Genomic DNA, 25,211 nt, shown 5'->3' on the forward strand with positions numbered 1-25,211 from the left:
CACTCGTCACGTCTCGGGTTGTCCCCGATGCCGCACGGCGCGCTCTGGTCCACGATGGGAACGTCCCTCGGTCCGAGCCGCCCGCGTCCATCCGGGCCCGACTCCCGGAAGGAGCGCTGTGGCCCACCTCCTCGTCATCGGCGGCAGCGGACGCACCGGTCGACTCGTGATCTCCGAGGCGCTGCGCACCGGCCACTCGGTGACCGCCCTCGTCCGCGACCCCACACGGGTCGTCCCGGGCGATCGACTGACGATCACCCAGGGATCACCCTTGCGGATCGACGACGTCGAGGCGGCCATGCACGGCACCCAGGCGGTCGTGGTCGCGCTCACCAACCTCGGCACCTCCGACTGGCCGTGGGCGCGCCAGGTGAGCCCGCCGGACCTCATCACGAGCGCCATCGACACCATCACCGCCGCCATGCGCTCGCACGGCCTCCGGCGCATCGTGCTGCTCTCCGCACTCGGCACCGGGGAGTCACGGCGGAGCGTGCCGTCCCCGCTGCGATGGACGACCCGGTTCCTGCGGCTCGGCACCGTCTACGCCGATCACGAACGCGCCGACGCCTCGCTGCGGAGCTCGGCCCTCGACTGGACCATCGTGCGCCCGACCCTGCTGTCGGGGAGCGAGCGGCGCCGACCGGTCGTGACCTCGCCCGCCGGTCGTTGGCCGAGCTCCGTGCGGATCAGCCGCTCCGACGTCGCGGGGTACCTCGTCGACGCGATCGACGACGAGACGCTCATCCGCTCGGCTCCCGTGATCTCCTCAGGCCCGAGCCGCGTCTGAGGCTCCGGCTCAGGAACCGGCGGTGGCGCGTGACGCCTCGGGGTGCCGCCCGATGACCCGGTCGGTCGCCTCGCAGATCCCCCACCAGGTGACGCGCAGCATGGCCTCGACGACGATGCCGCCCGTCATCTTCGAGGCTCCGAGCGCACGCTCCGTGAAGGTGATGGGCACCTCGACGATGCTGAGTCCCGCCCGGTTCGCGTGCCACAGCATGTCGACCTGGAACCCGTAGCCGTGGGAGTGGACCTCGTCCAGTTGGAGCCTGCGCAGCGCATCCGCGCTGAACACACGATAGCCGCCGGTCACGTCGCGCGCGGGGAGCCGGAGCGCGAACCGGGCGTAGCCGCTGCCCACCCGCGAGATGGCCTCGCGGTGCTTGGGCCAGTTCACGACCGAGCCGCCCGGCACCCAGCGCGACCCGAGGACGACATCGGCGGTCGCGGCGGCGGCCAGGAGCGACGGCAACTGCTCCGGAGCGTGCGAACCGTCGGCGTCCATCTCGACCACGCTGCCGAACCCGCGCCCGAGCGCCCAGGCGAAGCCGGCCTTGTAGGCGGCGCCGAGGCCCTCTTTGCCCGTCCGGTGGAGCACGTGCACCGCGGTGTCGGCTGCGGCGAGTCGATCGGCGATGTCGCCGGTGCCGTCGGGTGAGTTGTCGTCGACCACGAGGATCTGGACGTCGGGGGTGGCGACGCGGACGCGCGCGACGATCCGTTCCAGGTTCTCGCGTTCGTTGTAGGTGGGGATGATGACCACCGTGGAATCCATGTGCCGTCCTCGTGTCTGCTCAGTCAGCGTAGCGCGCTGGACAGGACGGTATCGGCGGTACGGGGCGGTCGATCGAACGCTCAGCCAACCATCGGCGAACGTGCGGCGGAGCGTCAGTTCCGGCTGGCGAAGTGCGCCGGCACGAAGAGTGCGAGCGCGATCATCAGGATGCCGCCGAGGAACCACACCGTCTGGAAGGCCTCGTTGCGGAACGCCTCACCGAACGACCACATGCCGCCCGCGAAGAGCGCGAGGGCGATGACGACCCAGAATCCGGTCGCGTCCCCCAGGGTGCTCGTCCGTCCCGACTTGTCTCGTTCGTGGTCACGTCGTTCTGCGGCGTCCATGGGTGCCCTCCGTCGGCGGTCGATCGTTCACAGCAGGTATACGCGGTGCCGCGCGTGACCCGCAACCCCTCGACAGCCGGGCCTGCGCCCGACCCCGGTCCCTGAGCTTGCCGAAGGGCTAGCCGCGGAGCTCGAGGGTGCAGCACTTCACGCCGCCACCACCGAGCAGGAGCTCGGACAGGTCGACGCCGATCGGGCGGTAGCCGCGCTCCCGCAGCTGGCGCTCGAACCCGACGGCGCGAGCGGCGATGACGACCTCGCGACCGTTCGAGATGGAGTTGAGGCCGAGCACCGCCGCGTCCTCCGTGCTCACGTGGATCGCGTCCGGGTACCGCTCCTCGAGGATGCGGTTGCTCGCCTCGTCGAACGCGGTCGGCAGGTAGGCGATGTTCGCCGGCGAACCGTCGCTGGGGGCCACCGGGTCGAGCACGGCGATCGCGGTGTCGAGGTGGTAGAAACTCGGGTTCACGAGGTTCAGCGTGACGACCTCTCGGTCGAAGATGCGTCGCACCTCGTCGTGGCTGCGCGGGTCGGTGCGGAATCCGGTCCCCGCGAGGATCGTGTCGCCGACGAGCATGATGTCGCCCTCGCCCTCGTTCACGAACTCGGGGCGCTCGACGCGGAAGCCGTTGGCCTCGAACCAGTCCATGTAGGCAGGGCCCTCGGGGATGCGCTCGTCGTAGGTGAACTTGGCACCGTAGGCGACACCGTCGAGCGTGAACCCGCCGTTCGCCGCGAACACCATGTCGGGCAGGCCGTCGATGGGGTCGATGAGGTCGATCGTGTGCCCGAGGTCGAGGTACGCCTGGTGCAGCCGCTCCCACTGCGACACGGCGAGCGAGGTGTCGGTGGGGTCGTCCGGGTTCATCCAGGGGTTGATCCGGTAGCTGACCGTGAAGCGGTCGGGGCGGCACATGAGGTACCGGCGGCGATTCGCGATGCGACCCGCAGCGGCGGAATCCTGCGGGGCGGGGGTGGGGTGGTTGAGCGTCGACGACACGTCGGCCTCCAGATACGAGCGAGGAACGGCGGACGATGTCCAGGGGCCCGAAGGCACGCCACGTTCATCATCGCACGCAGTTCGCAGCGGTTTCACGGACTTTGGCGCAGGATTGCTGCGAAATGGCAGATTCTCACGCAATGATTGCGCTTACACTGACCCTATGGACAACCTCGACCGCGGCATCATCGACCTGCTCCGGCAGAACTCTCGCGCCGGATACGGCGACATCGGCGCGGTCGTCGGCCTGTCGGCTTCCGCGGTGAAGCGACGCGTCGACCGGCTGGTGGCCGACGGCGTGATCCAGTCGTTCACGATCCAGGTCGACCCCACGGTGGACGGCATGCAGACGGAAGCCTACGTCGAACTCTTCTGCCGCGGCACGGTCTCCCCCAACGAACTCCTGCGGATCCTGTCCGGGGTGCCCGAGGTCGTCGACGCCGGCACCGTGACCGGCAGTGCCGACGCGATCGTCCACATGCGCGCCCGCAACATCCCCGCCCTCGAGGACGCCCTGGAGCGGGTCCGGATCGCCCCGAACGTCGACCACACCCGCAGCGCGATCGTCCTCACCCGCCTCATCCACCGGCACGTCGACTGATGCCGTTCCGGATCGAACCGACCTCCGGTGTCGCCGTGTTCGAGCAGCTGCGGACGCAGGTGATCGACGGGGTGCGCGAGGGCTCGATGCCGACGGGGTCGAAGCTCCCGACGGTACGGGGGCTGGCCGACGAGCTGGGCATCGCACCCAACACGGTCGCGAAGGCGTACCGACTCCTGGAGGCCGACGGGGTCATCGAGACCCGAGGCCGCGCGGGCACGTTCGTGTCGGCGCACGGCGACGCGATCGAGCAGCAGGCGCAGCGTGCGGCGGCCGCGTACGCGGACCGCATCCGCGAGCTCGGGGTGCCTGCCGACGAGGCGCTCGAGCTCGTCGGCGCAGCCCTCCGGGCCTGAAGCGTTCGGTCGCTCCTCGCTCAGATGACGCCGTGGGACCACGGGTCCGGCGTGCCGAACCGGTGCGCGGTGATCGAGATCGCCTGCTCGTGCAGGAACGGCAGCAGCTCCACGCGCCCCGCCTGGGTGACCGGCCCCGCCCAGATCGCGATGTCCGGGTCGCCGCCGAGCGCCTCCGCGAGTCGCTTCGCCAACGGTTCGGAGTCCGAGGCCTCCGAGCCGGGCTCGGCTTCCGCGACGGTCTCCGGGCGTGGCACGACGATCCGCACCCGGGTCGCGAACGGGGCCTCCTGGCCGGATTCACCGGTGTCGATGGAGCCGCGGGCAGCCATGCGGGTGAGCCACTGCGCATCCGTCTCGAGCGAGACCGGGATGTTCAGCTCGGACAACCAGTCACGGACCTCACGGGGCAACCGCCCGCCGAGGCTCACGGTGAACCGCGACCGTGACCGCACCGCCGCGATGAGCACCCGGAGCGCGTCGCCCAGGTCGGCACCCGCCGCCACGCGCACGGAGACGGCGACCGGCCGGTATCGGAGGAGGTTCCGCTCCACGCCGAGCTGCGAGACGTCGGTGACCTCGCCGAACTCGTTCCCCCACGCCACGGCGTCGCTGAGCGCCGAGCGCCGCAGGACGTCGAAGGCCTCGTAGGTGAGGGACGGCTGCGCCGCCTCGATGAGCTTGACGATGCGGGTGTCGAGCCCGCGGAGATGCAGACTCTGGCTCGCGGAACCGGGATCGGGCTGCCAGTCGCCGAGCCCGAACAGGGCGTTCGGCCCGCCAGGCTTCGCACCGGTGCCGACGGAGGAACGCTTCCAGCCGCCGAACGGTTGCCGCTGGACGATCGCACCCGTGATCCCACGGTTGACGTAGAGGTTGCCCGCCTCGACCGTGTCGAGCCACTCGTCGAGGTCCGCGGGATCGAAGGTGTGCAGCCCGGCGGTCAAGCCGTACGGCGTCGCGTTCTGGAGGGTGATCGCCTCGCTCAGGGTCGCCGCGCGCATGACACCGAGCACCGGGCCGAAGTACTCGGTCAGGTGGAACGGCGAGCCGGGCTGGACCCCCGTGCGCACCCCGGGCGACCACAGACGCTCGCTCGGTGCGCCGAAGTTGACCGAGGAGTCGTCCAGCAGCTTCGGCTCCACGAGCCACTTCTCGCCGAGGCGCAGTTCCGTGAGTCCCGAGCGGAGCTTGTCCCCCGCCGGCTCGATGATCGGACCCATCTGCGTGCGGGCGTCGGACGGCCAGCCGACGCGGAGGGAACGGACGGCGTCCTCCAGCTGCCGGAGGAAGCGGTCGGAGCGGCCGACGGACCCGACGAGGATCACGAGGGACGCGGCGGAGCACTTCTGGCCGGCGTGCCCGAACGCGCTCTTCACGATGTCGGCGACCGCGAGGTCGAGGTCGGCGCTGGGCGTCACGATGATGGCGTTCTTGCCGCTCGTCTCGGCCAGGAGCGGGAGGTCGGCCCGCCAGCTGCGGAACAACCGGGCGGTCTCGTACGCACCGGTGAGGATGACGCGGTCGACGGCCGGGTGCGAGACGAGTCGACGACCCAGCTCCCCTTCCTCGACGTCGGCGAGGACGAGCAGGTCCCGCGGGACACCGGCGTCCCAGAGGGCCTCGACGACGACCGCCGCACAACGCTTGGCCTGTGGGGCGGGCTTGATGATGACGCCACTGCCGGACGCCAGTGCCGCGAGGACACCGCCCGCCGGGATGGCGACGGGGAAGTTCCAGGGCGGCGTCACGACGGTGAGTCGGGAGGGGACGAAGCGTGCGCCGCGCACCCGCTCGAGTTCCGGCGCCGTGCTGGCGTAGTAGTGGGCGAAGTCGACCGCCTCGCTCACCTCCGGGTCTGCCTCGGCGATCGTCTTGCCCGTCTCGCTGGCCATGACCTCGATGAGCTCGGCTCGGCGGGAGGCGAGCACACGGCCGGCAGCGTGCAGCACGGCCGCCCGCTCGGCGGCCGGACGGGCACCCCAGCGGGTTCCGGCGGCCTGCACCATCGTGATCGTGCGCTCGAGGACGCGTTCGTCGGTGAGGGCCGCGGCGGCGACCGCGGTGTTCCCCAGGGTCGACGCCGGCACCCGGGAGAGGATGGCCGCACCCCAGGCGCGGTTCGCCGCGAGGGACGGGTCGGTGTCGGCGGTGTTCTCGAAGCCGGGCGCGCCGTCCACGATGCCCCCGCGCTCCGAGCGGGAGAAGACCGCGGTCTCGACGTAGCTCGACGACTCGGTACGGAACCGGTCCTCGCGGTCCGATCCGCGATCCAGGCCCAGCACCTGCTGGGTGAGGCCGGCGTCCGAGTCCTGGGCGGGGTCGCGGAACCGTTCATCGGCCTCGGTGTCGTCGCGGACGGGCTCGACGGCCTCCTGGGATCGATCCTGCGTCCGGTTGGGGGTCGGCACGTGTCCGGGGGTCTCGTGCAGTGCTTCGACCGAGGCCAGGAAGCGACGCCGCTCCCGCGCGAAGAGGGTCGGCTTCTCGGCGAGATCGAACACCGCCGACATGAAGTTCTCCTCGCTCGCGTTCTCCTCCAGCCGCCGGACGAGGTACGAGATCGCGACGTCGAACTCCTTCGGGTTGACGACCGGCGTGTAGAGGAGCACTGCGCCGACGTCACGCTTGATGGCCTCGACCTGGCCGGTGGCCATCCCGAGGAGCATCTCGAAGTCGACCCGGTCGCGCACGCCGCGGTCGCCCGCCAGCAGCCAGGCGTAGGCGATGTCGAAGAGGTTGTGGCCGGCGACGCCGACCCGGACGACGTCGGTGCGCGCGGGGGTGAGCGCCCAGTCGAGGACGCGCTTGTAGTTGGTGTCGGTCTCCCGCTTGGAGGCGGTCGTCGCGAGCGGCCACCCGTGGATCGCCGCGTCGACGCGCTCCATCGCGAGGTTCGCGCCCTTCACCAGGCGGACCTTGATGGGCGCTCCGCCGGCGGCCACGCGCTGCTTGGACCAGGCGGTGAGCTGCATCATGGCCTCGAGGGCGTCCGGGAGGTACGCCTGGATGACGATGCCGGCCTCGAACCGGAGCAGCTGCGGGTGGTCGAGGAGACGGGTGAAGACCGCGATGGTCAGGTCGAGGTCGCGGTACTCCTCCATGTCGAGGTTGATGAAGGTGCCGGTCGCGAGGCCCTCCTCGTACAGCGGGACCAGGCGGCGGACGATGCGGTCGACGACCTGCTCGAACGACCACATGGAGAGTTGGCTGGCGATGGACGACACCTTGATCGACACGTAGTCGACGTCGGGCCGCTGCAGGAGTTCGCGGGTCCCGGCCAGTCGCCTGGCGGCCTCCCCCTCGCCGAGGACGGCTTCACCCAGGAGGTTCAGGTTGAGTCGAGAGCCGTCGGCCCGCAACTTCGCGATGGCCGCACCGAGTTCACGCGGTCGGCTGTCGACGATCAGGTGGCCGACCATGCCGCGCAGCACTCGACGGGAAGCCGGGACGACGACCCACGGCAGGACCGGCCCGACGAGGCCGCCGGTGCGGATGGCGGCCTGCTCGTACCAGGGGAGGAAGCTCGGCGTCCGGGAGGCGAGGGCCGCGAGGGCGTTACCGGCCACGAAGCCGTCCTCCGGTCGCATGACCCCGTCGACGAAGCCGACGGTGAACTCCAGTCCATTGGGATCGCGCAGCACGCCGGCGAGCCGAGCGGCCGCCGGGTCCACGGGCTCCTTCGCCCCCTCGTCCACCCACTTCGCGGCGAGGGCGACCGCACGATCCGCGAGGCCGACCGTCTCGGTGGGATCCTCGTACGCTTCGTTCGCCATGCCGCTCAGCCTATTCGCGGATCCGGCGTTCCCTCTCGAGGCTCGCGAGGGGTCGTGCGCGTGTGGCAGCCCCGGTCCCGCTCCCATCCCGGTCCCCGAGCCGGACGGAGCGACGCCCGATCGCTCAGTGTCGGCGGTGGTCCTGGATCGTGATCTTCGGCCCTCGGCGCGGCTTGTGGATCCCGCTCCGGCCGATGAGCCGGAGCACTCGCTGCCGCTGCCCGTTCCACGGCGAGAGGAGTTCGAGCATGCCGTCGTCGTCGACCGGCGCCCCGGTGAGGGCCTGACCGACGGACGCCGCCAGATGGTAGTCGCCGACGCTCACCGCGTCCGGGTCGCCGTGCGCGCGGAGGGTCACCTCTGCGGCCGTCCACACCCCGATGCCGGGGAGGCTGCGCAGCCGCCGGGAGGCGTCGTCCGGGTGCTCGTCGACCGTCCGCTCGATCGCGCTCGCGAGACGGGAAGACCGCACCACCGTTTCGGAGCGCTGCGGCCCGACCCCGGCCTCGTGCCACTCCCAGCTCGGGATCATGCGCCAGGTGTCGGCCGCCGGCGCGACGATCATGCCCTCGGGCGCCGGGCCCGGTGCGGGTTCGCCGTGCCGCCGCACGAGCTGCCGCCACGCCCGCCAGGCCTCCATCGCGGTGACCTTCTGCTCCATGATCGACGGCACGAGCATCTCGAACACGAGCCGGTTCCGGCTGAGGCGCATGCCCGGGTTCCGGCGGAGCACCTCCGTCAGCAGTGGGCTTCGGCTGACGTCGAGCCCGCTCCAGTCGTCGTCGCGACCGAGGAGCTCGGGCACGCCGTCGATCATCCACTCGGCGCCGGGTCCCCAGGCCGTCGCCTCGACCTCGCCGTCACGCATGGCCGACACGTACAGGGTCGCCCCACCCTGGGGTGTGCGCGCCGTCAACCAGACACCGCCGGGGGTCTTCCGGTAGCAGGGGCCATCGCCACCGCGGGACATCAGGCGCAGCGTCGCGTGGACATCCAGTGGCCCGGTCGGCCGGTACACCGTCCGCACGCTCGTCGACGTCGTCGCCCCCTCGCTCGGCACGCTGGCCAGCGGCGGCGCCGAGGGTCGCGGGGCCTGCTGGATGGATGGTGCGACTGCTGACATGCCGCTCACCCTACGTGGTGACCACCGACATCCGAGCGCACCGCACGACGACGCCCGGGTGGCGGACGCGGACCGAAGGGAACCGGTGCCGCGTCGCCACCCGGGCGTGAGTGGTCGACGGCTAGTGGCTGCTGCCGTGGAGGATGAAGTCGTACGCGAACTGATCGACGACCGTCCCGTTCACCGCCTGTTTGACGTGCCCGCCCGCGTACCGCCCGGGCTTGTAGTCGGTCGGCCACAGGATGCTCCAGGTCCCGTCGGGACGGACGACGTCGGAACCGAGGTCGGTGCCCCAAGCGCCCACGATCGAGATGGTCGAGCCGGGCGTCGCCGTGCCGGTGAACTCCGGCCGGGTGCCCGAGATCGTCTCGCCGACCGTCGGGGAGGTCACCACGAGCGGCTTGGCGATCGTGAAGTCGTACGTGACGCTTCCGGCCTGGACACCCTCGATGTACTGCTTGACGGTGCCACCCACGTATCGGGCGGGGAGGAGCGACTGGTCCCAGGTGATCGACCAGGTTCCGGTGCTGTCGACCCGGTCGACCGAACCGGCGACGCGTCCCCACTGGGTGCGGATCTCGACTCGCGCACCGGGCTGAGCGGTACCGGTGAACGCGGGGACGGGACCGAGCAGCGCGCCACCGATCTTCGGCGAGGTCACGACGAGCGGCGCGGCTCCTGCACCGGGGCGCATGACGAAGTCGTAGGGCACTCGGGACTGCTCGACGCCCGAGATCTCCTGCACGACGCGACCGCCACGGTAGGTGCCCGGGGTGATCGACTTGTTCCACTCGACGCGCCAGGTGCCCTCCTTCGTGACGAGGCCGTTGCCGAGCTCGGAGTTCCAGGAGCCGATGACCCGCACCGTGGCGCCGGGCTCGCCACGCCCGGTGAAGACCGGGACCGGCGTGGTGATGACGGCACCGATGGCGGGCGATTCGAGGGTCACGTCGACCACCGGACCCGGTTCCGGCGTGGGTTCGCGGTAGGTGAAGCGCACCGGTGCCGTGGTGCGCTGCTGCTCGAACAGCTGCGTCGCGGTCGCGACGTAGTCGCGCTCCTCCAGGGCGCGGAGCGACTGCTGCTCCCACGTGCCGGAGCTGGTGACCGTCGTGTCGACGAGGGTGACGCCGTCACGGTCGTCGAGGATCGTGATGGCAGCGCCGGGCTCTCCGCGACCGGAGAAGATCGGGCGATCGACCTCGACCGTGCTGTCCAGCGCCGGTGACTCCACCGTGATCGCGCGGACCGCGGCGTAGGTGAGCGACCAGGGCACCGTCGTGTCGTCGGCCACCTGCCGGACAGTGCCGGCGTGCGCGCCGGCGGCCAGTGCCGCCGACACCGGAGCGGTCCACGACCCCTGCGGGTTCACGACGCCGGAGGCGATGACACCGCCACGAGCCTCGATGACCTCGATCGCCGAACCAGGGTGGCCCGTGCCGGTGAACGTGGGCTGGGGGATGCGGACGGTGGAACCGACAGCCGGTGCGGTGAGGACGAGCGGTTCGAAGACGGGCTGGGGGGCGTGTCCGTCCGGAAGGATCACCGCTCCCTCCGAGGGGATGCCGATGCCGCCGACGGCCAGCATGCCGGCGAACTGTCGCAGGAACCCGCCCTGTCCGCCGCTGGACACCAGACCGGAGCCGGACAGCTCGGAGGTTTCGATGTCCTGCCATGCCCACTCCTGGGCGAGCGAACCGTTGCAGGTCGCCGGGTACACGTACTTGTACCGCTGCTCGGGGTTGGGCTCGAGGCAGCGCTCCCACCCGTTCACGACACCCCGGATCGGGCCGACGCCGTCGAGTTCGGGGAAGGTCCATTCCGTGGCAGCGGCGAGCGCTTCGCCGACGGAGGTGTGGACCGATGCCGGCGTCGGGTTCGAGGTGTTCCCGGACGAAGTCACGGCGAAGTACGCGCCGACACCGCCGGCACGCATCTGTCCGACGAACCGGCCGGAGATCGACGCGGTGACACTGCTGTCGGGTGTGGCGACGTCGGGCGTGGTCGCTGAGGCCGGGGCACCCACCAGGCCGGCGGCGAGGACACCGACGAGCCCGATGGCGGATAACGGGGCGAGGCGTTTCATAGGCGGAGTGGACCTTTCACGGATCTGTGCATCGGCAGGGGTGCCGTCGATGCACGCAAGAGTGTTCAGCTGAACTCCGTGAGCCTACAGATATACCAGTTGGTCAGGTGTGGGGTATCTCCGATCTGTGGAAAACTCACCCCCCAGGTACGCGACAACCGCCGATCCCCGGCGTCTGGGATCGGCGGCTGCAGTGGCGTCGGGCTATTCGGCCGCGACGAGGTTGTCCTGACCGCCGTCGGTGACGGCGGGGACAGACGGGGTGACGACCTTGTTGCCGTTGGCGCCCTCGCTGAACGTGACGTTCGCCACGTCGGCCACGGTCACGAGCGAGATGGAGCTGTTGAACGTGAGGCTCGAGACGGTCCCGGTGACGGTGACCATGCTGTTCGAGCCTTCGACGACGACGTTCTCGCAGTCGCCCTCGAGCGTGATGTTCGAGCTGTCTTCGGCGATGGTGGCGGTGCCGTCGACACAGGTGCCGTCGATCTCGGGGACCACGTAGTCGGAACCGGCTTCAGCGGAGGCGGAGGGGCTGCTCTCCGTCGGCCCGGTGGACTCGGTGGCCGTACAGCCGGCGAGGCCGAGGGCGATGAACGCCGCAGCGGCGAAGATAGGGAGCTTCTTCATGGGTTGTTGTCCTTTCGGGAGGTTCGGGACCCTGTCTGCCGGCCGGGGGTACCGGCCGACAGACAGGGGTGCTGCAGGGGTGGTGCTGGAGTGGTGCTACGGACTACTTCGTGAGGATGAAGTCGTAGGTGAACGAGCCGATGACCTTGCCGTTCACGGACTCCGTCACCGTGCCACCCGAGTAGCGGGCAGGCTTGTAGTCGCTCGGCCAGGTGATCGTCCACTCACCGTGCTCGTTCGCAGCCGTGTGCCCGAGGTCGGTCCCCCACGCCCCACGGATCTGGATCTCCGCGTTCGGGATTGCGGTTCCGGTGAACACCGGACGGGTGCCCGAGATCGTCTCGCCGATCTTCGGCGAGCTCACCACGAGCTGGGACGGGACGATGGTGAAGTCGTAGATGAACTTCCCGCGCTCCTCACCGTTCACGAACTGCTTCACCGTGCCGCCCGAGTAGCGGGCGGGCAACACGGGCTTGTTCCAGGTGATGCTCCACTGCCCGTTGCTCGCAACGCTCTCGACGCTGCCGAGGATCGCGCCGGACGCGCCACGGATCTCGACCTTCGCCCCCGGCTGTGCCGATCCGGTGAACACCGGCGTAGTCTCGTGGGTCGTCTCGCCGACCTTCGGCGAGGTCACCAGGAGCGGTGCGACGGTCGTGTTGCCGATCGTGAAGTCGTAGACGAACTTGCCACGCTCGACACCACCGACGAACTGCTTCACCGTGCCGCCCGAGTAGTGGCCAGGCACCACCGTCTTGTTCCAGGTGATGCTCCACTGCCCGTTGCTCGCGACGCTGTCGACACTGCCGAGGAGGCTCCCCGACGCGCCACGGATCTCGACCTTCGCGCCAGGCTGCGCGGTCCCGGTGAACACCGGCTTCGTCTCCTCGATCGTCGCACCGACCTTCGGCGCCGTCACGACCAGCGGCGCGACCTCGGCGGACTCGACGGTGAAGTCGTAGACGAACTTTCCACGCTCCACACCGTCGACGAACTGCTTCACCGTGCCACCCGCGTAGCGGCCAGGCACCACCGACTTGTTCCACGTGATGCTCCACTGACCGTTGGAGGCGACGCTGTCGACACTGCCGAGCAGGTCACCCCAGCCGCCACGGATCTCCACCCGTGCGCCAGGCTGCGCCGTCCCGGTGAACACCGGCGTGGTCTCCTCGATCGTCTCACCGATCTGCGGCGAGGTCACGACGAGTGGTGCGACCTCGGCGGCCTTGACCGTGAAGTCGTAGGGCACGCTCGTGTAGGGCTTGTCGCCGACGTACTGCCGGACGGTGCCGCCCGAGTAGTGACCCGGGGTCAGCGAGGAGCTCCACGTGAGCGACCACGTTCCATCCGACTCGACCTCGGTCTCGCCCATCAGCTGCTGCGAAGCGCTGTAGACCTGGATCTTCGCACCCGCCTGGCCGGTTCCGGAGAACACCGGAGCACCGGGCTCGAGCACGGCACCGATCTCCGGCGACACGAGCACGATCGGCTCATCGGGGATGGGCGTACTCGCCGTGATCGTGGCAGACCACGGCACGTCGACGAGGCCACCACCGGTCACGACACCGTCGAAGGTGCCCACGGCGGCGTCAGGCGCCGCCGCCAGGTGCAAGGTGATCGCCCGGTTCGCATCGGTGACCGTGCCGGTGAAGCCGTGCACACCCTCGGACCAGAAGAACCCGGCAGGAGCGTTTCCGACCGGTGAGAGTCCCTGCGGAACGATGATCCCGACCAGGCCGTTCACTCCGGCGTTGAAGGTGACCGGCACGTCGACCGATTCACCCTGCTGCACGGTGACGGACTTGATCGTCACCGCAGGGTCGATCGGCGTCGCTTCGATCATCGCGGTGAAGTCCGCGATCTTCGTGTGGCCCGAACCGTAGGTGACCTTGCCGCCCGTAGCCGCACCGATCGGTGCGTCCGTGTTCGCCGTCAGGGTGAACTTCAGCGACGTCGTGCCGACCGGCAACGTCCCGCCCATGCCCAGCGCGTCGATCTTGAACGCCGAGTTCTGGACAGCGGTGATCTTCGTGCCAGCGGGGTGGTAGACATCGATCCGCTTTCCACCGGCAGCAGTGTTGAACGTCGCCTCGACCTGAACCGACTGTCCCTGACGCAACGTCGGCGTCGGGATCGTCACCGCAGGCGGGATCGGGGCCGCCGTGATGGTCGCGGACCAGGGCTGGTTCAGCCCAGCACCGCGCACGACCCCGTCGAAGGTGCCCACCGCGGCATCGGCAGCGGCGGTCAGGTTCATCGTGAACGCCCGGTTGNCCGAGACCGTTCCGCGGAAGCCGCCGATACCCGGCATCCACGTGAACCCGGTCGGCGCCGCCCCGGTCGGGGCGAGACCCTGGGGCAGGAGGATGTCGGTCAGCCCTGAAGCCGTCGCGTTGAATTCGACGTCGACACCAACCGACTGGCCCTGCTGCACAGTGACGGACTCGACCGTCACCGCAGGAGCGACCGGGGCCGCCGTGATCGTCGCGGACCAGGGCTGGTTCAGCCCAGCGCCGCGCACGACTCCGTCGAAGGTGCCCACCGCGGCATCGGCAGCGGCGGTCAGGTTCATCGTGAACGCCCGGTTGNTCGTGACGGTGCCACTGAATCCGTTGATGCTCGGCAACCAGGTGAACCCGGCGGGCGCGTTGCCGGTCGGGGCGAGGCCTGCCGGTACGACGATCTCGACCTGGCCGGACACCGACGCGTTGAACTCGACGTCGACACCCACCGACTGGCCCTGCTGGACGTTAACGGACTCGATCGTCACCGCAGGAGCGATCGGGGCCGCCGTGATGGTCGCGGACCATCCCTGCTCGAGACCCGAACCGCGCACGGCACCGTTGAAGGTCCCGACCGCCGCATCGGCGGCCGCGGTCAGGTCCATCGTGAACACGCGGTTGGCGTCCGTGACCGTTCCCCGGAAGCCCTTGATGCTCGAGTTCCAGGTGAAGCCGGACGGCGCCGCCCCTGTCGGGGCGAGACCCTGCGGCAGGATGATGTCGACCTGACCGGACACCGACTCGTTGAACTCGACGTCGACATCGACCGAATCGCCCTGCTGCACGGTGACGGAGTCGATCTCCACCGCCGGTGCGACCGGAGGGGCTTCGATGTTGGCCGTGAAGTCGGCGAGCTTCGTGCGGTTCGCGCCGTAGGCGATCTGACCACCGCGGGCGGTGCCGATCGGAGCGTCCTGATCAGCCGTGAGCGTGAAGGTGACGGAGGTCGTGCCGCTCGGCAGCGTGCCGGTCATGCCCTGGCTGTTCAGGGTGAAGGCCGAATCGTCGACCGCGGTGATCTTCGTGTCGGCGGGGTGGTCGATGTCGATCCGCTGCCCGCCTGCGGCGGCGTTGAACGTCGCCGTGACCTGAGCAGACTTGCCAGGCTGCAGCGTCGGCGAACCGATGGAGGCTGCGGGCTCCTCCACGGGAGCCATCTGACTCATGACCAGGCGGTCCTCATACGCCTCTCCGCCGTCGGCGACTGACCTCCATTCGAAGCCGCTTTGGACCATGTCCAACCGCCAGCCCAGCTGGTTCCGGATCGTGCCGTCGGCCTCAACGTACATCCCGTCCGTGAACGCTGCGTCGCAGCTGGTCAGGACGATTCGGCGAAACTCGTTTGCAGATGGCACGCACAAGCCGTCGAACTGGATCTTCCCGGTGGTGCCGACTGCTGGGACGGTCAGCGGAGGAGCGACCTCCAGCGTCTCCTCAAGGGTGTTGAAGCCCCTGGAGATGAAGCCGACCGACGCGGGATAGCTCGTCCAGTAGTTGGACGATGCCGAGTTCTTCAGAACGAACTGCCCCGTGAGCTGGGCCGATGTCGTGTCCGCGACGGTGACCTCGGGCGAGACCGCGCTTGCGGCGGTCGGGCCGGTGAGGACCCCTGACGCCGTGATGGCTATCAGGCCGAAGGCCGACAGCGTTTTCTTGAGCTTCATAGGGAGGAAGCTTCCTTTCGTGAGCAGGCGCTACGGCGGAGACCGACTCGATCTTCGGGTCGAGCCGGGCGTCGTAGCTGGGGAGGTGTTCGGGAGCCGAACACCTTTGATCGTAACAGATATTTTAGTATGTATAACATGAGTCCGATATTCCGGATCGGATTCCGATGGCTCTGGACAGACGAAACCGCCGACCCCCGGGGAGGGATCGGCGGCTGCGCTCTCGCCGGATCACTCGGCGGCGACGAGGTTGTCCTGTCCGCCGTCGGTGACGGCCGGGGTGGAGGGGGTGACGACCTTGTTGCCGTCGGCGCCCTCACCGAACGCGACCGTGGCCACCTCGGTCACCTTGACGAGCGAGATGGAGCTGTTGACGGTGAGGTTCGAGACGACCCCGGTGATGGTGACCATGCTGTTGGAGCGCTCGACGACGACGTTCTCGCAGTCACCCTCGAGGGTGATGTTCGAGCTGTCTTCGGCGATGGTGGCGGTGCCGTCGACGCAGGAGCCGTCGATCTCGGGCACCACGTAGTCGGAGCCGGCCTCGGCGGAGGCGGAGGCGGAGGCACTGCTCTCCGTCGGCCCGGTGGACCCGGTGGCCGTACAGCCGGCGAGGCCGAGAGCGATGAACGTAACAGCGGCGACGATGGGGAGTTTCTTCATGGGAGGTGTTCCTTTCGGGAGATGCTGGAGGACCCTGCCCACCCCGAGGCCGACAGGGTGTTCGGTGAGTTTCGTGGGGGCTTCCGTTCATGGACAGGCACTGCGGCACCGGGTGACTCGGCCTCCGGGTCTTCGGGGAGGACCGCGCAGCTGGAGAGGCGCCCGGAGACCGGACACGCTGATCGTAACAGGTATTTTAGTATGTATTACATAAGTGTGGTATTCGGGGTGATCCGGGAGTCGGATCCGGTCCCAGAGCTTGTCGAAGGGCACGCGGAACACCCCGCCGAGACGGGCTCGGCGGGGTGTGGGTGCAGCGGGTGTCAGCTGACGGGGACGTGCCGCTCGTCAGGACCGACGTACTCGGAGAGCGGGCGGATGAGCGCGTTCGACGCCAGCTGCTCGGCGATGTGCGCCGTCCAACCGACCACGCGGGCCGCGACGAAGAGGGGCGTGAACGTCTCCGTGTCGAAGCCGATCAGGTTGTAGGCCGGGCCGGACGGGTAGTCGAGGTTCGGCTTGATGTTCTTCCGCTCGACCACGTCGGACTCCAGCGCCGTGTACAGCTCGAGGACCTCCGGCTTGCCGTAGTGCTCAGCGAGCTTCTCCAACGACGCCAGCATCGTCGGCACCCGCGAGTCGCCGTTCTTGTACACGCGGTGACCGAAGCCCATGATCTTGCGCTTCTCGGCGAGCGCCGCATCGAGCCAGGCGCTGGCGCGGTCGGCCGTGCCGATCTCGTCGAACACGTGCATGACGGCCTCGTTCGCGCCGCCGTGCAGCGCACCCTTGAGGGCACCGATCCCGCCGACGACCGCCGAGTAGAGGTCGCTGAGGGTCGAGGTGATGACGCGGGCCGTGAACGTCGAGGCGTTGAACGAGTGCTCCGCGTACAGGATCATCGACACGTCGAACGCGTCCACGACGACCGGGTCCGCTTCCTCACCGAAGGTCATGAAGAGGAAGTTCTCGCTGTACCCGAGGTCGTCGCGCGGCGGGACGAGCTCGAGGCCGTGTCGGCGCCGCTGGTCGTAGGCGACGATCGCCGGCAGCTTCGCGTACAGGCTGGCCGCCTTCACCGCGTTCGCCTCCACGGTGTTGGTCTCGGCGGTCGGGTCGTTCGCGCCGATGACGCTCACCGCGGTGCGGAGCGCGTCCATCGGGTGCGAGGTGGTGGGGAGGAGGTCGATCGCCGCCTTCACGTTGTCGTCGAGGGCGCGCTGCGACCGCTCCGACGACGTGAACTCGGCGAGTTCGGCCTGGCTCGGCAGCTCGCCGTTCCACAGGAGGTACGCCACCTGCTCGAAGGTGCAGTGCTCAGCGAGCTCCTGCACCGGATACCCGCGATAGAGGAGGGAGTTCGTCTCCGGGTTCACCTTCGAGACGCTCGTCACGTCGACGACGACGCCGGCGAGACCCTTCTTGATGTCGCTGGTCGCTTCGGTCATGCGGTGCTCCTTTGCGGTGGTGCAGTGGTCATGCGTGGGTCGAGCTTGGCACCCGGGTCGCCCCTCGACAAGCTCAGGCGACGGAGACCCAGGTGGTGTTCATCGGGCCCGATCGAGGCACTCGGTCCCTGAGCGTGCCTGCGGGCTACCGGTCGACGGTGAAGTTGAACACCGAGGTGTCGAACCGGTTGTAGCCCTCGTAATCGATGAGTTCGTAGAGGTCGGCTCGGTGCTGCATCTCCCCCAACTTGCCCGTGAGCGAGCCCTCCTCGTTCAGGGTGTCCAGTGCGCGACCCGCCGCGCCCATGGCGATGCGCAGGAGCGAGACCGGCCAGATGACCAGGTTCACGCCCACGTCGGCGAGCTGTTGCGAGGTGAACAGCTCACTCTTGCCGAACTCGGTCATGTTGGCGAGGATCGGCACGTCGACGGCCGCACGGACGGCGGCGAACTCCTCGAGCGACCGCATGGCCTCCGGGAAGATCGCGTCGGCTCCCGCATCGACGAGTTGCTTGGCCCGGTCGATCGCCGCGTCGAGACCGTCGACCGCCGCGATGTCGGTCCGCGCCATGATGAGGAGGTTCGGGTCGCGACGCGCGTCGACGGCGGCGCGGATGCGACCGAGCGCGGTCGAGGTGTCGACGACCTGCTTGCCGTCGAGGTGCCCGCAGCGCTTCGGGTTGACCTGGTCCTCGATGTGGAGGCCGGCGAGCCCGGCGTCCTCGATCTCCTGGACGGTGCGCGCGACGTTCATCGGCTCACCGAAACCGGTGTCGGCGTCGACGATGGCCGGCAGCTCGGTCATGCGCGCGATCTGCTTCGCCCGACCGGCGACCTCGGTGAGGGTCGTCAGGCCGATGTCGGGCAGGCCGAGGTCGGCCGAGAGGACCGCTCCCGAGATGTAGACGCCGTCGAAGCCCTTCTGCTCGATGAGGCGAGCCGACAGCGGGTTGAACGCGCCGGGGAATCGGAGCAGCTCACCGGTGGCGAGCCGTTCGCGGAACGCCCGGCGCTTCTCGGCCGGCGTGGTCTGGCTGTACAACATCAGCGGTGTCCCGTCTGGTCGTCGGCCGGCATCAGAAGAGACCGGTCGGGTGCGGCGCCGAGGCGAGGACCCCGGAGGACGCTTGGATGCTCAGCTGCTTGACCTCGTCCGCATCGAGCTCGGGCAGGCGTTCGGCGAGCGCGAGGAAGCGGTCGATCTCCTCCGGGTCGAGGACGCCGGCGGCGAGGGTGCGGAACTTCTGCACGTAGTCGGCGCGCGCGAACGGTCGGGCACCGAGCGGGTGGGCGTCGGCGACGGCGATCTCGTCGACGATGGTCGAGCCGTCGGTCAGCGTGATCTCGATGCGGCCGCCGAAGGCCTGCTCTGACGGGTCCAGCGAGTGGTAGCGGCGCGTCCACTCCGGGTCCTCGGCCGTGGTGATCCGGTGCCACAGCTCCACCGTGTTCTCGCGCTGCGCGCGCTCCGGCCGGTAGGAGTCGACGTGGTGCCACGCGCCGTCCTGCAAGGCGACCGCGACGATGTACGGGATGGAGTGGTCGAGCGTCTCGCGCGAGGCCGTCGGGTCGTACTTCTGCGGGTCGTTCGATCCGGAGCCGATCACGTAGTGCGTGTGGTGAGAGGTGTGGAGGACGATCCGGTCGACCGCGCCGGGGACGAGGAGCTCCGGGTGCTCGTGGTGCAGCTTGCGGGCGAGGTCGATCCAGGCCTGCGCCTGGTACTCGGCCGAGTGCTCCTTCGTGAAGGAGTCGAGGATCGCGAGCTTCGGCTCCCCTGCACCGGGCAGCGGGATGTCGTAGGAGGCGTCCGGGCCGTCGAGCAGCCAGGCGACGACGCCGTCCTCGCCCTCGTAGATGGGGGACGGGCTGGTCTCGCCGCGCATCGCCCGGTCGACGGCTTCGACCGCGAGCTTGCCGGCGAACGCGGGGGCATGGGCCTTCCACGTGGAGATCTCGCCCTTGCGCGACTGCCGAGTCGCCGTGGTCGTGTGGAGGGCCTGACCGATGGCCTGGTAGATGGTCGCCTGATCGAGCCCGAGCATGGTGCCGATACCCGCGGCGGCACTCGGGCCGAGGTGCGCGACGTGGTCGATCTTGTGGCGGTGCAGGCTGATCGCCTTCGCGAGGTCGATCTGGATCTCGTAGCCGGTCGCGATGCCACGCACGAGGTCGGCTCCCGTGCACCCCACGTGCTGGGCGACCGCGACGATGGGCGGGATGTTGTCGCCCGGGTGCGAGTACTCGGCAGCGAGGAAGGTGTCGTGGAAGTCGAGCTCGCGGACCGCGACGCCGTTGGCCCAGGCCGCCCACTCCGGCGAGACGCGGCGGGCGAGGTCGGGACCGAACACGGTGGCTCCGTCGCCGCCGGTGCTGACGGGGTGGCTGAGCGCCTGCGCTCGCGCCGAGGAGACCGGGCGACGCGTGAGCGATGCCGCCGCGACCGCCGCATTGTCGATGACCCGGTTGATGATCATGTCGACGACCTCTGGCGTCACCTCAACGGGATCGGTGGCGACCCGGGCGAGCTGCCAGGCGAGCTGGCCCTCGCGGACGAGGTTCTCGTCGCTGCGGTGGACACGCAGGTGGTGCTGGATCACGGGTGTTCCTCTCAGGTGCTGCGGGCGCCGGCACCTCATCCCAGCCTACGCCCGCCGGTCCCGCCTCCAGAGGCATGAGAACCGGCCGGGAACAGGACATTTCCGCGAGGACGGCCTCCGGCGCGAGGCGAACCTCCTCCCCGCTGACATACCAGGCGTGTTCTCCAGGTCCGTTCAGCCGACGCACACCGCGCACCCGGCAGGGGCGGCCAGGCTGGCACCGGCCTGCGCGAGCCGGCCCGCGTCGAGACCGTTGCGAGGTCGACCATGCTGCACGAGACACACCCTGAGGAGACGACCGTGACCGACCAGACCGCCGACGGAGCGCGCACCCCGCAGCTGTTGGCCGAGGTGGTGCGCGCCGACGCCCTCCACTACACGACGATGTTCGCGGAGAAGCCGTTCGAACCGGCATTGCTCCTGTTCTACGCGAACGGCGCCTACCGGATCCTGTCGCCGGGTGAGGACCACCCGGGAAGCTACGTCGCCGAAGGGCCTCTCGACGCCGATCGGGTTCGGGTGGACTTCATCTCCTGGCCCTCGGAGGACTGGAACCGGAACGTCGCCTTCCACGTCCTCGACTTCGACCGGACCTCCGGGCGGTTCACCCAACAGCTCCGGCTGCCCGGCGACCCCGAGCCCAAGCACCAGGCCGGACGGCACACCGAGGTGACGGCGCTCGGGCACTGGGACGCGGACACGACGTGGGAGTCCGCGGCTCCCCGGCTCGCCTCGGTGTTCGCGGCGCTCGCTGCCGGCTGAGCCCGGAGGCGGAGCACGCCGGCATCGGCCAGGCCGGAGCCGGGCGCTCGGGACGCGGCTCAGGCGGCGAGCAGCTGCGGGTCCGCCGGGGGACGGAGCACGGTGACGGTCGCTTCGGCGAGCGGGGCGTCGGTGAGCGGAGCCTCGACGTGCGCCGGCACGGTCGCGGCGTCGAAGCGGTCGGCGATGTCGAACATGAGCGTGTCGAGCCCGGTGCGGAGGGCGTCGGCGATGGTCACGACGACCTCGGACGAGGCGTCCTTCCGGCCGCGCTCGATCTCGGACAGGTAGGGCGTCGAGACGGCGGCGGCCAGGGCGACGTCCTGCAGGGTCCGCCCCTGTTCCAGACGGCGCGTGCGCAAGGCGGCGCCGAGGGCTTCGCGGTACAACATGGCGTCCCCTTCCGGCTCGTTGGTCTCACTGTAGGCGCGAGCCGACCGGAGGCGGGGAGCCCACGTTCTGCCGTCAGCGGACACCCCGGTCCCCGGTCCCTGAGCTTGTCGGAGGGCTACAGGAAGATGTCCGGGTACAGCTCCGACTCGTCGACGCCCGGAGAGTACTTCGCGAAGTCGGTGACGCCGGCTTCGGTGAGCACGTCCTCGACGATGAGCGACCGGCCCGTGAGCTCCCGCGACGGCGAGATGAGCACCTCGTACGCCGCGTCCGCGTAGATCTCCGGGGTCCGACTCTTCGCCAAGAGCGCCTCGCCGCCGAGGATGTTGCCGACGGCCGCCGTCTTGATCGTCGTCTTCGGCCACAGCGTGTTGGCCGCGATGCCGTCCCGACCGAACTCCGCCGCGAGGCCCAGGGTCACCATCGACATGCCGTACTTCGCGAGGGTGTAGCCCGTGTGGGCGCCCAGCCACTTCGCGTCGAGGTTGAGCGGCGGCGAGAGGGAGAGGATGTGCGGGTTCTCCGCGTCGCGCAGCATCGGGATGGCCGCGCGCGACAGCATGAAGGTGCCGCGGACGTTGACGTCCTGCATGAGGTCGTAGCGCTTGGCGTCGAGGTCGAGCGTGCGCGCCAGGCTGATGACGCTGGCGTTGTTCACGACGATGTCGATGCCGCCGAACTCGCCCGCCGTCTCGAACACGGCGCGCGTGATGTCGTCGTCGTTCCGCACGTCGCCGAGGATGGGCAGCGCCCGCCCACCCGCCTCACGGATCGCCTCCGCCGCGGTGTGGATCGTGCCCTCGAGCCGCGGGTCCGGGGTGTCGGTCTTCGCCAGGATCGCCACGTTCGCGCCGTCGCGGGCGGCTCGGAGGGCGATCGCGAGGCCGATGCCACGGCTGCCGCCCGACATGAGGATGGTCTTGCCGGCGAGGGTGGTCATGCGGTGGGCTCCTTCGGGGTGGTGGCGGTTGCGCGTTTGGCTGAGGCGGCGGCGAACGCCGAGACGCGGGCGACGGACTCCGGTGTCTCGATGGCGGCGCCGATCGTGCGGGCCTCGTCGTCGAGTGCGTCCTGGTACGTCCTGCCGACGCCTGCCCGGAGCAGACGTCTCGCCTGTCCGAACGCGGCCGTCGCGCCCGCCAACCAGAACGCGGCCACCTCGCGGGCCCGCGCGTCGAGCTGTTCGGCCGGAACGACCTCGGTGACGAGCCCCCAGTCGAGCGCTTCCTCGGCACTCAACATGCGCGGGCTCAGCGTGAGTTCGAGGGCCCGGCGCATCCCGACCGCCTCGGGCAGGAGGGTGCTCACCCCGCAGTCGGGCGTGAGGCCGATGTCGGCGTACTTGCTGACGAACTTGGCGCGGTCCGAGGCGATGATCACGTCCGCGACGAGCATGAAGCCCAGCCCGCCTCCGGCGACGGCCCCCTGCACCGCGGCGACGATCGGCTTCGCGGCCTGCTGCAGCGTCCGGTGCCCCTCGTGGATGAGGTCCGCGAGCTCCATGACGAAGGCGCCGGTCGACCCCGGACTGCCGTCGCCCATGCCCGCCATCGCGAGGACGTCACCGCCCGCGCAGAACGCCGGACCGTTGGCGTCGAACAGGACCGCCTCGACGTCGTCCCGCTCGACGATCTCGGTCGCGAGGTCGCGCCACCGCCTGGCCGCGCGGTCGTCGATCGCGTTGAGACTCTTGGGACGGTTGAGCGTGAGGTGCGCGAGGCCGTCGCTCACCTCGAAGAGGATCGTGTCGTCACTGGTCACGTGGTGCTCCCTGGTCGGTGATGGGTCGATGCGTCGATCGGTGGGCGGCCGCTCACCTGGGCGCCATCCGGATCGCGCCGTCGAGGCGGATCGTCTCGCCGTTGAGGTAGCCGTTCTCGATGATGTGGAGCGCGAGGGCGGCGTACTCGTCGGGCCGGCCGAGCCGGGCCGGATACGGGACCTGCTGCCCGAGCGACGCCTGCGCCGCTTCCGGCAGCCCCGCGAGCATCGGCGTCTCCATGATCCCCGGCGCGATCGTCACGACCCGGATCGCGTGGCGCGCCAGCTCGCGGGCGATCGGCAGGGTCATCGAGTGCACCGCACCCTTCGACGCGGCGTAGGCGGGCTGGCCGATCTGGCCGTCGAACGCGGCGACCGAGGCCGTGTTGACGATGACGCCGCGATCCCCTCCACCGTCGGAGGCGTCGCCGTCCGGTTCGTTGTGCTGCATGGCGTCGGCCGTGAGTCGGATGACGTTGAACGTGCCGAGGACGTTGACCCGCAGCACCCGTTCGAACGCTCCGAGGTCTGCGGGACCGTCGCGCCCCAGCACCTTCGCCGTTGGCGCGATCCCCGCGCAGTTGACGACGACCCGGAGCGGGCCGCGCGACGTCGCCGCCTCGACGGCCGCCTGCACCTGCTCGCCGTCGGTCACGTCCGCCGGGACGAAGGTGGCGAAGCCGCCCAACTCCTCGGCCCGCTCCTCGCCCGCGGAACCGGGCAGATCGACGAGCACGACGCGCGCGCCCGCTCCGGCCAGGCGGGTCGCGGTCGCGAAGCCGAGTCCTGAGGCGCCGCCGGTGACGATCGCCGAGCTTCCGGTCACATCCATGTCGGTGATCCCTTCCTGCAATGGTGGCCCCTCGACACGTGCGAGGGACGGGGAACGGAACGCACGGCGGTCACAGCCGCTCGATGATCGTCGCGTTGGCCATGCCGCCGCCCTCGCACATCGTCTGCAGGCCGTAGCGCCCGCCGGTCGCCTCCAGCTGCCCCAGCAGGGTGGCGAGCAGCTTCGTCCCGGAGGCGCCGAGCGGATGTCCGAGGGCGATCGCCCCGCCACGCGGGTTGAGCCGCTCGTCGTCCACGCCGAACTCGCGCTGCCACGCGAGCGGCACGGAGGCGAAGGCCTCGTTGACCTCGAACGCGTCGATGTCGTCGACGTCGAGTCCGCTGCGCTCGAGGATGCGACGGGTGGCGGGGAGGATGCCGGTGAGCATCTCGATCGGATCGCTGCCGACCGCGGCGAAGGAGACGAACCGGGCGCGCGGGGTGAGCCCGAGCTCCGCTGCCCGCACCTCGCTCATGATGAGCGCCGCCGAGGCGCCGTCCGTAAGCGGCGAGGCGTTCCCCGGCGTGATCCTCCAGGCGATCTCCGGGAAACGGGCCGCCAGGCGGTCGTCGTGGAAGACGGCGGGGAGCCCCGCGAGTCCCTCGGGCGTCGTCCCGGCACGGACCGTCTCGTCGGTGGTGACGACCGAGCCGTCCGGGAGGGTGACCGCGACGACCTCGCGGTCGAAGCCGCCGGACGCCCAGGTGGCCGCGGCCCGCTCGTGGGAGCGCGCGGCGAAAGCGTCGAGCTCGTCCCGGCTCAGGTTCCACCGGGCGGCGATGAGCTCGGCCGAGATGCCCTGGCCCACCAGTCCGTCGGGGAACCGAGCGCGGAGCGCTGCACCGAACGGGTCCGCCCCCTGCACGTTGGACCCCATGGGGGCACGACTCATCGACTCGACGCCGCAGGCGATCACGACGTCGTTCCCGGCCGCCATGACGCTCTGCGCGGCGAAGGTCGTCGCCTGCTGGCTGGAACCGCACTGGCGGTCGATCGTCGTGCCGGGGGTCTCCTGCGGGAGGCCTGCGGCGAGCGCCGCGTTCCGCGCGATGTTCTGCCCCTGCTCGCCGGACTGGGTGACGCAGCCGGCGTAGACGTCCTCGACGACGGCCGGGTCGATGCCGGTCCGCTCCACGAGCGCGCGGATGGTGCCGGCGAGGAGGTCCGTCGGGTGCACCGCATTCAGCGCTCCGCCCGGTTTGCCACGGCCGGACGGGGTCCGGATCGCGTCGACGATCACTGCTGTGCGCATAGCCATCTCCTTCGAGGTCTGCGTCCACCCTAGGCGCGCGGTGCGCGGGGGTCACGAGGCTTGTCGGCCGCACACAAGGC

The 25,211-nt window shown here is 70.0% G+C and carries 20 protein-coding genes; 4 read left to right on the forward strand and 16 right to left on the reverse strand.

Going from position 1 to position 25,211, the window contains the following annotated elements; genetic code table 11:
- The first annotated feature begins 118 nt into the window (after nt 1–118).
- Complete coding sequence (locus ASE44_RS17615; RefSeq protein ID WP_056782216.1) at nt 119–787, forward strand: NAD(P)-dependent oxidoreductase; 669 nt, start codon at nt 119–121, stop codon at nt 785–787.
- Between the two features lie 9 nt (nt 788–796).
- On the opposite strand, the gene ASE44_RS17620 is transcribed toward ASE44_RS17615, so the two are convergent.
- The 3 genes from ASE44_RS17620 to ddaH form a co-directional block, all read right to left on the reverse strand.
- Nucleotides 797–1,555 carry a polyprenol monophosphomannose synthase gene (locus tag ASE44_RS17620; RefSeq protein ID WP_157580048.1) on the reverse strand — a complete coding sequence of 253 codons (759 nt, stop codon included), beginning with the start codon at nt 1,553–1,555 and terminating at the stop codon, nt 797–799.
- Nucleotides 1,556–1,668: 113 nt separating this feature from the next.
- Nucleotides 1,669–1,902 carry a hypothetical protein gene (locus ASE44_RS17625; RefSeq protein WP_056782217.1) on the reverse strand — a complete coding sequence of 78 codons (234 nt, stop codon included), beginning with the start codon at nt 1,900–1,902 and terminating at the stop codon, nt 1,669–1,671.
- Nucleotides 1,903–2,020: 118 nt separating this feature from the next.
- Nucleotides 2,021–2,902 carry a dimethylargininase gene (gene ddaH / locus ASE44_RS17630; protein ID WP_350223931.1) on the reverse strand — a complete coding sequence of 294 codons (882 nt, stop codon included), beginning with the start codon at nt 2,900–2,902 and terminating at the stop codon, nt 2,021–2,023.
- A 163-nt stretch (nt 2,903–3,065) separates the two neighbouring features.
- Here ddaH and ASE44_RS17635 point away from each other — a divergent pair, with 163 nt between their 5' ends.
- Nucleotides 3,066–3,503, forward strand: coding sequence for an Lrp/AsnC family transcriptional regulator (locus ASE44_RS17635; protein WP_056010729.1), 438 nt, complete (start codon nt 3,066–3,068; stop codon nt 3,501–3,503).
- Nucleotides 3,503–3,859, forward strand: a complete 357-nt coding sequence (locus tag ASE44_RS17640; RefSeq protein ID WP_056782219.1) for a GntR family transcriptional regulator — start codon at nt 3,503–3,505, stop codon at nt 3,857–3,859. The genes ASE44_RS17635 and ASE44_RS17640 overlap by 1 nt, the downstream gene beginning before the upstream one ends.
- Before the next feature lie 20 nt (nt 3,860–3,879).
- Here the strand turns inward: ASE44_RS17640 and ASE44_RS17645 are convergent, their stop codons facing one another.
- From ASE44_RS17645 to ASE44_RS17685, 8 genes are all read right to left on the reverse strand, one after another.
- A complete protein-coding gene (locus ASE44_RS17645; RefSeq protein ID WP_056782221.1) occupies nt 3,880–7,635 on the reverse strand; it encodes a bifunctional proline dehydrogenase/L-glutamate gamma-semialdehyde dehydrogenase in 3,756 nt (1,251 codons plus the stop codon).
- Between the two features lie 124 nt (nt 7,636–7,759).
- A complete protein-coding gene (locus tag ASE44_RS17650) occupies nt 7,760–8,758 on the reverse strand; it encodes a DNA-3-methyladenine glycosylase (protein ID WP_235522688.1) in 999 nt (332 codons plus the stop codon).
- 121 nt (nt 8,759–8,879) lie between these two features.
- A complete protein-coding gene (locus tag ASE44_RS17655; RefSeq protein WP_056782223.1) occupies nt 8,880–10,844 on the reverse strand; it encodes an Ig-like domain-containing protein in 1,965 nt (654 codons plus the stop codon).
- Between the two features lie 204 nt (nt 10,845–11,048).
- On the reverse strand, nt 11,049–11,474 hold the full coding sequence (locus ASE44_RS17660) for a hypothetical protein (protein ID WP_056782225.1): 426 nt from the start codon (nt 11,472–11,474) through the stop codon (nt 11,049–11,051).
- Between the two features lie 4,177 nt (nt 11,475–15,651).
- Nucleotides 15,652–16,083 (reverse strand): hypothetical protein, encoded by a 432-nt coding sequence (locus ASE44_RS17670; protein ID WP_056782228.1) that lies wholly within the window; start codon nt 16,081–16,083, stop codon nt 15,652–15,654.
- Nucleotides 16,084–16,406: 323 nt separating this feature from the next.
- The gene (locus ASE44_RS17675; RefSeq protein WP_056782230.1) at nt 16,407–17,531 is read right to left on the reverse strand and encodes a bifunctional 2-methylcitrate synthase/citrate synthase; all 1,125 of its coding nucleotides are present in this window, start codon (nt 17,529–17,531) and stop codon (nt 16,407–16,409) included.
- 145 nt (nt 17,532–17,676) lie between these two features.
- Nucleotides 17,677–18,576 (reverse strand): methylisocitrate lyase, encoded by a 900-nt coding sequence (gene prpB, locus ASE44_RS17680; RefSeq protein ID WP_056010708.1) that lies wholly within the window; start codon nt 18,574–18,576, stop codon nt 17,677–17,679.
- 31 nt (nt 18,577–18,607) lie between these two features.
- The gene (locus ASE44_RS17685) at nt 18,608–20,131 is read right to left on the reverse strand and encodes an MmgE/PrpD family protein (RefSeq protein ID WP_235522689.1); all 1,524 of its coding nucleotides are present in this window, start codon (nt 20,129–20,131) and stop codon (nt 18,608–18,610) included.
- A 300-nt stretch (nt 20,132–20,431) separates the two neighbouring features.
- Here ASE44_RS17685 and ASE44_RS18630 point away from each other — a divergent pair, with 300 nt between their 5' ends.
- Nucleotides 20,432–20,893, forward strand: a complete 462-nt coding sequence (locus tag ASE44_RS18630) for a hypothetical protein (protein ID WP_157580049.1) — start codon at nt 20,432–20,434, stop codon at nt 20,891–20,893.
- A 59-nt stretch (nt 20,894–20,952) separates the two neighbouring features.
- Here ASE44_RS18630 and ASE44_RS18635 read toward each other — a convergent pair whose 3' ends face one another.
- From ASE44_RS18635 to ASE44_RS17715, 5 genes are all read right to left on the reverse strand, one after another.
- Nucleotides 20,953–21,285 carry a helix-turn-helix domain-containing protein gene (locus ASE44_RS18635; RefSeq protein WP_056782234.1) on the reverse strand — a complete coding sequence of 111 codons (333 nt, stop codon included), beginning with the start codon at nt 21,283–21,285 and terminating at the stop codon, nt 20,953–20,955.
- A gap of 116 nt (nt 21,286–21,401) precedes the next feature.
- Complete coding sequence (locus ASE44_RS17700) at nt 21,402–22,226, reverse strand: NAD(P)-dependent oxidoreductase (protein ID WP_056782236.1); 825 nt, start codon at nt 22,224–22,226, stop codon at nt 21,402–21,404.
- Nucleotides 22,223–23,047 (reverse strand): enoyl-CoA hydratase/isomerase family protein, encoded by an 825-nt coding sequence (locus tag ASE44_RS17705; RefSeq protein WP_056782237.1) that lies wholly within the window; start codon nt 23,045–23,047, stop codon nt 22,223–22,225. Before ASE44_RS17705 ends, ASE44_RS17700 begins: the two co-directional genes overlap by 4 nt.
- 52 nt (nt 23,048–23,099) lie before the next feature.
- Nucleotides 23,100–23,879 (reverse strand): SDR family NAD(P)-dependent oxidoreductase, encoded by a 780-nt coding sequence (locus tag ASE44_RS17710; RefSeq protein WP_056782239.1) that lies wholly within the window; start codon nt 23,877–23,879, stop codon nt 23,100–23,102.
- 70 nt (nt 23,880–23,949) lie between these two features.
- Complete coding sequence (locus ASE44_RS17715) at nt 23,950–25,131, reverse strand: thiolase family protein (protein ID WP_056782241.1); 1,182 nt, start codon at nt 25,129–25,131, stop codon at nt 23,950–23,952.
- Between the last annotated feature and the right edge of the window lie 80 nt (nt 25,132–25,211).

It is taken from the genome of Plantibacter sp. Leaf1 (assembly GCF_001421315.1).
In the GTDB taxonomy this organism is placed as follows: Bacteria; Actinomycetota; Actinomycetes; order Actinomycetales; family Microbacteriaceae; genus Plantibacter.